This window comes from Nocardia sp. NPDC004722 (assembly GCF_053601505.1).
Genome location: NZ_JBSGBY010000289.1, coordinates 1 through 10461, shown reverse-complemented (window position 1 = coordinate 10461; position 10461 = coordinate 1). Strand labels below are relative to the sequence as shown.

The following is a 10461-nucleotide window of genomic DNA, read 5'->3' as shown; positions in this document are numbered from 1 at the left end:
CGCTGCGCCTGCGCGGCGAGCTCGACACCGACGCGCTGGCCGCCGCCTTCGCCGACGTGATCGAACGCCACGAGTCGCTGCGCACCTACTACCCGCGCCATCGCCCGCATCCGCGAGACGCTCGGCGTCACCGTGGACGTGCGCGACTTCTTCGAGCGGCCCACCGTGGCCGCGCTGGCGGCCCTGGGCGACAACGCGTCCGGCACGGTGCGGCCGCCGCTGACCGCCGGGCCGCGGCCGGACCACATCCCGCTCTCGCCCGCCCAGCAGCGCATGTGGTTCCTCAACCACTACGCGCGCAGCGAATACGACCCGGCCACCGACGAATTCGATCCGTCGGCGGTGGACAACATGCCGTTCGCGCTGCGCCTGCGCGGCGAGCTCGACACCGACGCGCTGGCCGCCGCCTTCGCCGACGTGATCGAACGCCACGAGTCGCTGCGCACCTACTACCCGGCCGCCGAGGCGGGCCCCGCCCAGGTGGTGCTGCCCGCCGCCGCGGTCGACCTGACCCCGCGCGACGTGCCGGAGGATCAGCTCGCCGCGACCGTACTCACCTTGGCCGCACAGGGTTTCGACGTCACCGCCGAGGTCCCGCTGCGGGCCCGGCTGCTGCGCTCCGGCCCCGGCGACCACACCCTGGTGGTGGTCGCCCACCACATCGCCGCCGACGGCGCGTCCATCGGACCGCTGGTGCGCGACCTGGTCATGGCCTACCTGGCCCGCCAGTCCGGCCAGCGCCCGCAGTACGAGCCGCTCGCGGTCCAGTACGCCGACTACGCGCTGTGGCAGCGCGCCTGGATGGGCGACGAGGCCGATCCGGACTCGGTCGCCGCCCGCCAGATCGCCTTCTGGGCAACGGAACTCGCGGATCTGCCCGCCCAGCTGGACCTGCCCGCCGACCGCCCGCGCCCGGCCGCCTCCAGCTTCCGGGGCGCGACCTTCGAGACCGTCCTCGACGCCGAACTGCGCGCCGCGGTCGACCAGGTGGCCGCCGCTCATCGCGCCACCCCGTTCATGGTGTTGCACGCCGCCCTGGCCGCCGTGCTGGCCCGGCTGTCGAACACCACCGACATCGCCATCGGCACCCCGGTCGCCGGGCGCGGCGACCAGGCGCTCGACGACCTGGTCGGCATGTTCGTCAACACCCTGGTGCTGCGCACCCAGGTGCGCGGTGGCGACTCCTTCGGGGAGCTGATCGGCCATGTGCGCGACCGTGATCTGCGCGCCTTCGCCCATCGTGACGTCCCGTTCGAGCGCCTGGTGGAGGTGCTCAACCCGGCCCGCGCCCGCAACCGCCACCCGCTGTTCCAGGTGGCGCTGTTCATGCAGAACCTGGGCGATATCAATGCCGCGCTGCCGGGCCTGTCCGCCGAGCAGCTGGACTTCGATCCGGGCATCGCCAAGTTCGACCTCCAGCTGACCGTGGTCGGCGACGGCGACCGCTACCGGGTCGAATACACCTACGCCGCCGACCTTTTCGACGATCACACGGTGCGCGAGTTCGCGGCCAAGTTCACCCGCCTGCTCACGGCCGCGGTCGCCGACGCCGCAACCCCGGTCGGCGACATCGAACTGCTGGACGCCGGGGAACGCGACTACGTCCTGTCGAGCTGGAACGCCACCGGCTCGCGCGTCCCGGATCTGTTCCTGCACCAGGGTTTCGACGCGCAGGCTGCCCGCACCCCGAACGCCCGCGCCCTGGTCTTCGGCGACACCGAACTCACCTACGCGGAGCTGTCCGAGCGCGCCAACCGCCTGGCCCGATACCTGATCACCACCGGAGTCGGCCCGGAATCGCTTGTCGTACTGGCTATGGCCCGCTCGGTGGAGCTGGTGGTCGCCATGTACGCGGTGCTGCGCGCCGGTGGCGCGTACGTGCCGGTCGACCCGGCCCACCCGGCCGAGCGGATCGGGCACATCCTCACCACGGCCGCTCCACACGCCGTGCTGACCACCCGCCGCGACGGCTTCGCGCTGCCCGAAACCGTCGATGTCCCACTGCATCACCTCGACGAGCTGGAACTGTCCCCCTACGCGGGCGGCAAGATCGCCGAGCGTGAGCGCCGCGCCCCGCTGCACCCCGACCACCCCGCCTACGTCCTGTTCACCTCCGGCTCCACCGGCAAGCCCAAGGGCGTCGCGGTCACCCACCGCGCCATCGCCAACCAGCTGGCCTGGATGCAGGCCGAATACGGTGTCCGCAACCAGGACATCTACCTGCAGAAGACCGCCACCACCTTCGACGTCTCGCTGTGGGGCTACTTCCTGCCGCTGCGCGCGGGCGCGACCCTGGTGGTCGCCACCCCCGACGGCCACCGCGATCCGCGCTACATCGCCGAAACCATCGCCCGGCACCGGGTCACGCTCACCGACTTCGTGCCGTCCATGCTCGCGGTGTTCGCCGCGCACGCCGAGGCGGGTGAACTCGATTCGCTGCGTGAGATTTTCGTCATCGGCGAGGCGCTGCCGCCGGAGACCGTCGCCGCGTTCTGGGCGGTCAGCGACGCCGGTGTGCACAACCTCTACGGCCCCACCGAGGCCGCGGTGTCCATCACCTTCCGCGAGGCCCACCGCTCCGACACGCTCGCCGTGCCGATCGGCGAGCCGGAGTGGAATTCCCAAGTCTTCGTGCTGGATTCGCGGCTGCGGCCGGTCGCCATCGGGGTACCCGGCGAGCTGTATCTGGCCGGTGTGCAGTTGGCGCGCGGCTACCACGGCCGCGTCGACCTCACCTCGGATCGCTTCGTGGCCAACCCGTTCGGGCGCGCCGGTGAGCGCATGTACCGCACCGGCGACCTGGTCAAGTGGACCGAGGACGGCGAGCTGGTCTACCTGGAGCGCCTGGACTTCCAGATCAAGTTCCGCGGCCAGCGCATCGAGTTGGCCGAGATCGAGAGCGCGCTGCTGGCAAGTGGCGTCGCCCAGGCCGCGGTCCGCCTGATCAATGGCGACGCCGGTGATTACCTGGCCGGATACGTCGTTCCGGCCCCGGGCGCGGAACTCGATGTGGACGTCCTGCGCGAGGGCCTGACCCGCCTCCTGCCCTCCTACATGGTCCCGACCGCGCTCATGACCCTCCCCGAGCTGCCGCTCAACTCCAGCGGCAAGCTCGACCGCAAGGCGCTGCCCGTTCCGGAGTTGCGCGCCAAGAGCTTCCGCGAGCCGATCGAGCCCGCCGCGCGCCTGGTCGCGGCCGTCTTCGCCGAGGTGCTCAATGCCGACCGCGTCGGCCTCGACGACGATTTCTTCGCCCTCGGCGGCAGCTCCCTCGACGCCGCCCGCGTCACCTCCCGCATCGGCGCGGAGCTGGGCTCGCGGGTCCCCGTCCGCCTGCTGTTCGAAGCCTCCAGCGTCGAGGGTCTCGCCGCCGTCCTGGTCGCCGCGAACCCCGATGCCGCCCGGCCGCTGCTGGCCGCCCGCCCGCGCCCGGACCGCATTCCGCTCTCGCCCGCCCAGCAGCGCCTGTGGTTCCTCAACCGGATCGAGGCCGAGGACGGTGAGCACAGCGTCTACAACCTGCCGGTCGTGCTGCGCCTGACCGGCAACCTGCGCATCGCCGAACTCGAGCAGGCCGCCATGGACGTGCTGGCCCGCCACGAATCGCTGCGCACCGTGTACCCGGACTCGGATTCCGGCCCTTACCAGGAGATCCTGGACATCGCGGACGTCGGCCTGAGCCTGACCCCGATTCCGGTCGCCGCCACCGAGATGCCCGGCACCATCGCCGCTTTCGCCGCCGCGGGGTTCGACGTGAGCCGCGAATTGCCGTCGCGCATCGGTCTTTTCCTTGTCGATGAACAGAGCATGGTCGAGGACAGTGCCGAGCCGGAGTACGTGCTCGCCGTCGTCGTGCACCACATCGCCGCCGACGCGCTGTCGCTGGCCCCGCTCATCACCGACCTCATGCGCGCCTACACCGCCCGCATCGCGGGCGTGGACCCCGGCTGGGAACCCCTGGCCGTGCAGTACGCCGACTACAGCCTCTGGCAGCACGAACTCCTCGGCGACGCCGCCGAATCCGGCACCGTCGCACACCAGCAGCTGGACTTCTGGCGCGAGACCCTGACCGGCCTGCCCCCGCAGCTCGCCCTGCCCGCCGACCGGCCCCGCCCCGCCGTGCCCACCAATGCCGGTGCGTCCATTCCGTTCTCGGTCGACCCGGCCGTGGCCGACGGCCTGCGTGAGCTGGCCCGCACGCACGGCGTCACCCTGTTCATGGTCGTGCACGCCGCCTTCGCCGCCCTGCTGGCCCGCAGCGCCGCCACCACCGACGTGGCCGTCGCCTCCCCGATCGGTGGCCGCGGCGAGCGCGAACTCGACGCTCTCATCGGCATGTTCGTCAACACCCTGGTGCTGCGCACCCGCGTCGAGGACGACCTGTCCTTCGCCGACCTGCTGGCCCGCGTGCGCACCGCCGACCTGGCCGCCTTCGCCCACGCCGAACTGCCCTTCGAGCGCATCGTCGACGCCCTGGCCGTGGACCGCACCACCGGTGCGCCACCGCTGGCCCAGGTCATGCTGACCTTCACCGACGCCGCCCGGATGCACGAGGGCGGCACCTTCGCCCTGCCCGAGCTGACCGTCTCCGCGGTCGAGATCGACGACCCGACGGTCAAATTCGACCTGCACCTGGTGGTCGGCGAACTGGGCGAGGCCGGACTGACCGGCAACCTGCGCTACGCCACCGAACTGTTCGACGCCGCCACCGCGACCGCGCTGGCGGAGCGTCTGTCCAGGATCCTCACGGCCGTAGCCGCGGATGCCGAGACGAAGATCGGCGATATCGACCTGCTGGCTCCTGCCGAGCGCACTCGAATCCTGCACGACTGGAACGGGACCGGCTACTCACCGCTCGACCCTGCCGCCACCCTCGTCTCCCTCTTCGACGCCCAGGCGGCCCGCACCCCCGAAGCGAACGCGCTCAGCTTCGAGGGGACAGCTCTGTCCTACGCAGAGTTCGCGGCCCGCGTCCGCCGCCTGGCCCGCTGGCTGATCGCCGAGGGCGTCGGCCCGGATTCCACCGTGGCCCTGGGCATGCGTCGCTCCCTGGACCTGGTCGTCGGCATGTACGCCGTCGTTACGGCCGGTGCCGCCTACGTTCCGCTGGACCCGGACCACCCGGCCGACCGCCTCGACTACATCCTCGAGACCGCCGACCCGGTCACCGTGCTGACCTCCGGCGAAGACCTGCTCATGGACACCGCGCAGGTCCGCATCGACCTGCTGGACCTGGCCGGATACTCCGACGAGCCGCTCACCGACGCCGATCGCATTGCCCCGCTGCGGGATTCGAACAACGCCTACGTCATTTTCACCTCCGGCTCGACCGGCCGCCCGAAGGGCGTGGCCGTCCCGCACTCGGCCATCGTCAACCGCCTGCACTGGATGCAGGCGGAGTACGGCCTGACCGCCGCCGACGTCGTCCTACAGAAGACACCCGCCACCTTCGACGTGTCGGTCTGGGAGTTCTTCTGGCCCTTGCAGATCGGCGCGCGTCTGGCCGTCGCCCGGCCGGACGCTCACCGCGACCCGGCCCAGCTCGCGGAACTCATCGCCCGCGAGGGCGTGACCGTCATCCACTTCGTGCCGTCGATGCTGTCCGTCTTCGTGGCCGAGGAAGTCGCCGCGCAGTGCACCAGCCTGCGCATGGTCTTCGCTTCCGGCGAGGCGCTATCGCCGCGACCCGCACACCGACTACGTGAGCTCACCGGCTCCGAGCTGCATAACCTCTACGGCCCCACCGAGGTGGCGGTCGACGTGACCTACCACCGGGTCACCGACACCGATATCGACACCGTCCCCATCGGCCGCCCCGTCTTCAATACCCAGGTCTACGTGCTGGATTCGCGCCTGCGCCCGGTGCCCATCGGCGTCGCCGGTGAGCTGTACCTGGCCGGTACCCAGCTCGCCACCGGTTACGTGTCCCGCCCCGACATCACCGCGGATCGCTTCGTGGCCAACCCGTTCGGCCGCGCGGAACGCATGTACCGCACCGGCGACCTGGTCAAGTGGACCGGCGACGGTGAGCTGGAGTACTTGGGCCGCACCGACTTCCAGGTCAAACTGCGTGGCTTGCGCATCGAACTGGGCGAGATCGAAACGGCGCTGAGCGAACTCGCCGAAGTCGCGCAGGCGGTCGTGACGGTACGCGGCACCGACCCGGCCCTGGTCGCCTACATCGTCTCCGCCCCCGGCACCGAGTTCTCCGGCAGCGTCCTGAAAACAGCGCTGGCCCAACGGCTCCCGGCCTACATGATCCCCGCCGTCTACGTCCCCCTGGACGCCCTGCCGCTCAACGCCTCCGGCAAGCTCGACCGTGCCGCCCTGCCCGCCCCCGCGCAGGCCGCCACCGCCTTCCGCGCACCCACCGGTCCCGAAGAGCGCCTCGTCGCCGAGGTCTTCACGTCCCTGCTCGGCGTCGAACGCGCCGGATCCGACGACGATTTCTTCGCCCTCGGCGGCAACTCGCTCATCGCCACCCAGCTGGTCGCCCGCCTGGGCAAGGCCGCGGGCGTGCGGATTCCGCTGCGCGCCGTCTTCGAGGACGCCACCGTCGCCGGGCTGGCCGCCCGCATCTCGGCCGCCGACGCCGAATCCGTCATCGAACTGCCGCCGATCACCGTGCGCGAGCGCGGCGACCGCATCCCGCTGTCCATCGCCCAGCAGCGCATGTGGTTCCTCAACCGCTTCGACATTCGCGACGGCTACACCATCCCGTTCGCGCTGCGACTCACCGGAACCCTCAACCTCGACGCGCTGCGCGCCGCCGTCGCCGACGTGGTCGACCGGCACGAGACGCTGCGCACTCTCTACCCCGAGCACGACGGCGAGGCGAGCCAGGTCATCCTGCCCGCCGGCACCCGCCTCATCGACCTGGTGCCCGAGCCCGTCACCGCCGATCAACTCCCCGGCCTGGTGGAAGCGGTGGCGCGCACCGCCTTCGACGTCACCGCCGAGGTGCCCTTCCGCATCCGGCTGCTCGAGCTCACCGACGAGCCGGGCACCCACCTGCTGGTCATGGTGGTGCATCACATCGCCGCCGACGGCTGGTCCTTCGGCCCGCTCACCCGCGATATCGCCACCGCCTACGTGGCCCGCTGCGCCCGGGAGGTCCCGAACCTGGCGCCGCTGCCGGTGCAGTACGCCGACTACGCGCTCTGGCAGCGCGACGCCCTCGGCAGCCCCGACGACGCGAACTCGGTGCTGGCCGGGCAGCTGGCGCACTGGACCCGCCGACTGCACGGCGTGCCGGACGTGCTGGCCCTGCCCAGCGACCGGCCCCGTCCCGCCGTCGCCACCGGTCGCGGCGCGGGCTTCACCGGCCGCTTCGACGCCGAATTGCACTCGGCCGTCCTCGATTTCGCGAGCACTCGCCGCGTCACCCCGTTCATGGTCCTGCACACCGCGCTGGCCGTGACCCTGGCCCGCCTCTCCGGCACCTCCGACATCGTCATCGGCACCCCGGTGGCCGGGCGCGGCGACGAGGCCCTCGACAACCTGGTCGGCATGTTCGTCAACACCCTGGTGCTGCGCACCGAGGTGCGTCCCGAGGTGTCGCTGGGCGAACTGCTCGTGCACGTCCGCGACACCGACCTGACGGCCTTCGACCACGCCGTGGTCCCCTTCGAAATGCTGGTCGACGCCGTCAATCCGGTGCGCTCCCAGTCGCACGCACCGCTGTGCCAGGTGACCCTGACGCTGCAGAACCACCTGCGTCCCAGCGTCCGGCTCAACCGGCTGGCCATCGAGGCGCTCACCGTCGAGGCCACCGCCACCCAGTTCGACCTGGACTGGACCATGGCCGAAACCACCGACGCCGCAGGCGAACCCGGCGGCATCGACGTCTACATCACCTACGCCACCGACCTGTTCGACCCGGACACCATCGCCGGATTCCAGGCCACCTACGAACGGGTGCTGCGCGCACTGCTCGCCGACCCGCGCACCGGCGCCGGCGACGTGGAGATCATGTCGCGGGCGGAACGCGGTGAGCTGCTGGTGAACCGCAACTTCACCGGGCGGACCCTGCCCGTCGAGACGCTGGCCGAACTGCTGGACGCGCGTGCGGCACAGGATCCGGAGGCGGACGCGGTCTTCTTCGAAGACCAGCGAGTGTCCTACGCCGACCTGGCCCGGCGCGTGAATCGCTTGGCGCGCCTGCTGATCTCGGAAGGCATCGGCCCGGACGACATCGTCGGCGTCACCTCGCAACGCTCGGTCGACATGGTGGTGGCGCTCTACGCCGTCATCGCCGCCGGTGCCGCCTACGTGCCGATCGACCCGGCCCACCCGGCCGATCGCATCGCGCACGTGCTGGCCACCTCGAACGTCGGCCTGGTCCTGACCGTCGGCGGTGCCGAGCTCCCCGAGCTGGATGGCGTTCGCGTCCTCGACGTTTCAGAACTCGGTGCGCTGGAAGGCTTCTCGGACACTCCCATCCAGCCCGCCGACCGCCGCACCCCTCTGCGCCCCGACAACCTCGCCTACGTCCTCTACACCTCCGGCTCCACCGGTCTCCCCAAGGGCGTGGCCACCTCGCACCGCGCCATCATGAACCAGCTGCGCTGGCTGGAATCCCGCTACGGCGTCACCCGCGCCGACCGGATCATGCAGCGCGCCCCGCTGGCCTTCGACGTCTCGGTCTGGGAATGCTTCCTGCCCGCCATGGTCGGTGCGCCCCTGGTGATTCCGCGCCCCGGCGGCCACCAGGACCTCGACTACCTGGCCGGGCTCATGCGCGAATTCGGCGTCACCATCGCCGAACACGTGCCGTCGGTGCTGGCGGCCCTGATCGCCGAGGGACACGGCGACGCGCTGGCCTCCTTCCGCCACCTGCACACCGGCGGCGAGGCGCTGCCGGTGGAGCTGCTGGGTCGCCTGCGTGAGCTGGTCGGCGGCTCCGTGCACAACGCCTACGGCCCGACCGAGGCCGCGATCTCGACGATCTATCACGAATTCTCCGACACCGACCCGGATTTCGAGGTCGCCATCGGCCGCCCGAACTGGAACACCCGCGCCTACGTGCTCGACGCCCGCATGCGCCCGGTGCCGACCGGCGTGATCGGTGAGCTCTATCTGGCGGGCGCGCAGCTGGCGCGCGGCTATCAGGGCCGTGGCGGACTCACCGCCGACCGCTTCGTGGCCGACCCGTTCGGGGTGCCGGGCGCGCGCATGTACCGCACCGGCGACCTGGTGCGCTGGAACCGCGCGGGCGACCTGGTGTACATGGGCCGCAACGACTTCCAGGTGAAGCTGCGCGGCCAGCGCATCGAGCTCGGCGAGATCGAGGCGGCGCTGCTGTCGGCCCCGGGTGTCGCGCACGCGGTGGTGCTGCTCGCCAAGGACACCGCCGGAACCGATTGCCTGGTCGGCTACGTCTCCGGGGCCGACCTCACCGCCGAGGCGGTCCTCGAGCACGCCCGCACCCAGCTGCCGTCCTACATGCTGCCCGCCCACCTGGCCGTGCTCGCGGACATGCCGCTCACCAGCGTCGGCAAGCTCGACCGGAACGCCCTGCCCGCCGTCGAATTCACCGCCGCCACGGTCGCCTACCGCGAACCCCGCCCCGGCATCGAGGCCACGCTGGCCGCCCTGATCGGGGATCTGCTCGGCGGCCTCACCATCGGCGCGGACGACGACTTCTTCGCGCGCGGCGGCAACTCGCTGCTGGCCATGCGACTGGTGGCGCGCGCCAATGCCGCCTTCGGCGCGGACCTCACCGTGCGCCAGCTCTTCGAGGCCCCGACCGTCGCCGAACTCGCCGCCCGCATCACCGCGGGCGGGCACGGCGTGCCGCTGCGGCCCATGCCGCGCCCGGAGCGAATCCCGCTGTCGCTGGCCCAGACCCGCATGTGGCTGCTCAACCGCCTGGACCCGGAATCCGCGGCCTACAACGTGCCCGCGGCCGTCCGCGTCACCGGCGAGATCGATACCGGCGTGCTCATGGCGGCCTTCGCCGACGTGGTCGCCCGGCACGAATCCCTGCGCACCATGTATCCGGAGGATCAGGACGGGGTCGGCTACCAGCTCATCCTGCCCGCCGCCGAGGCTCCGCTCCCGCTCGAACTGCGCGACGCCACCGATCTGGCCTGGATCGAGGAGTTCATCGGGCGCGGCTTCGACGTGACCACCACGGTCCCGTTGCGCGCCGCCCTGATTCGCGAATCCGCGCACAGCCACGTGCTGGTCGTGGTGCTGCACCACATCGCCGGTGACGGGCAGTCGCAGGATCCGCTGCTGCGCGACACCATCACCGCCTACCTGTCCCGCGCCGCGGGCCAGGCCCCGGCCTGGCAGGAGCTGCCGGTCCAGTACGCCGACTACGCACTGTGGCAGCGGGCCGTCCTGGAACAGTCCGGCGAGCGGCAATCAATGCATAGATCGCAATATCTACAAATTTGGATATCGGACAGATACCCATGCGGCCCAGGGATGCTCGACCTCGGCATCCTCCGTAGG

Annotated in this window: 1 pseudogene; it reads left to right on the top strand. The window is 71.2% G+C overall.

Annotated features, from left to right (window positions below):
- Positions 1-132: 132 nt before the first annotated feature.
- Positions 133-10461, top strand: a pseudogene (locus ACWELQ_RS25750) (amino acid adenylation domain-containing protein); the annotation flags it as partial.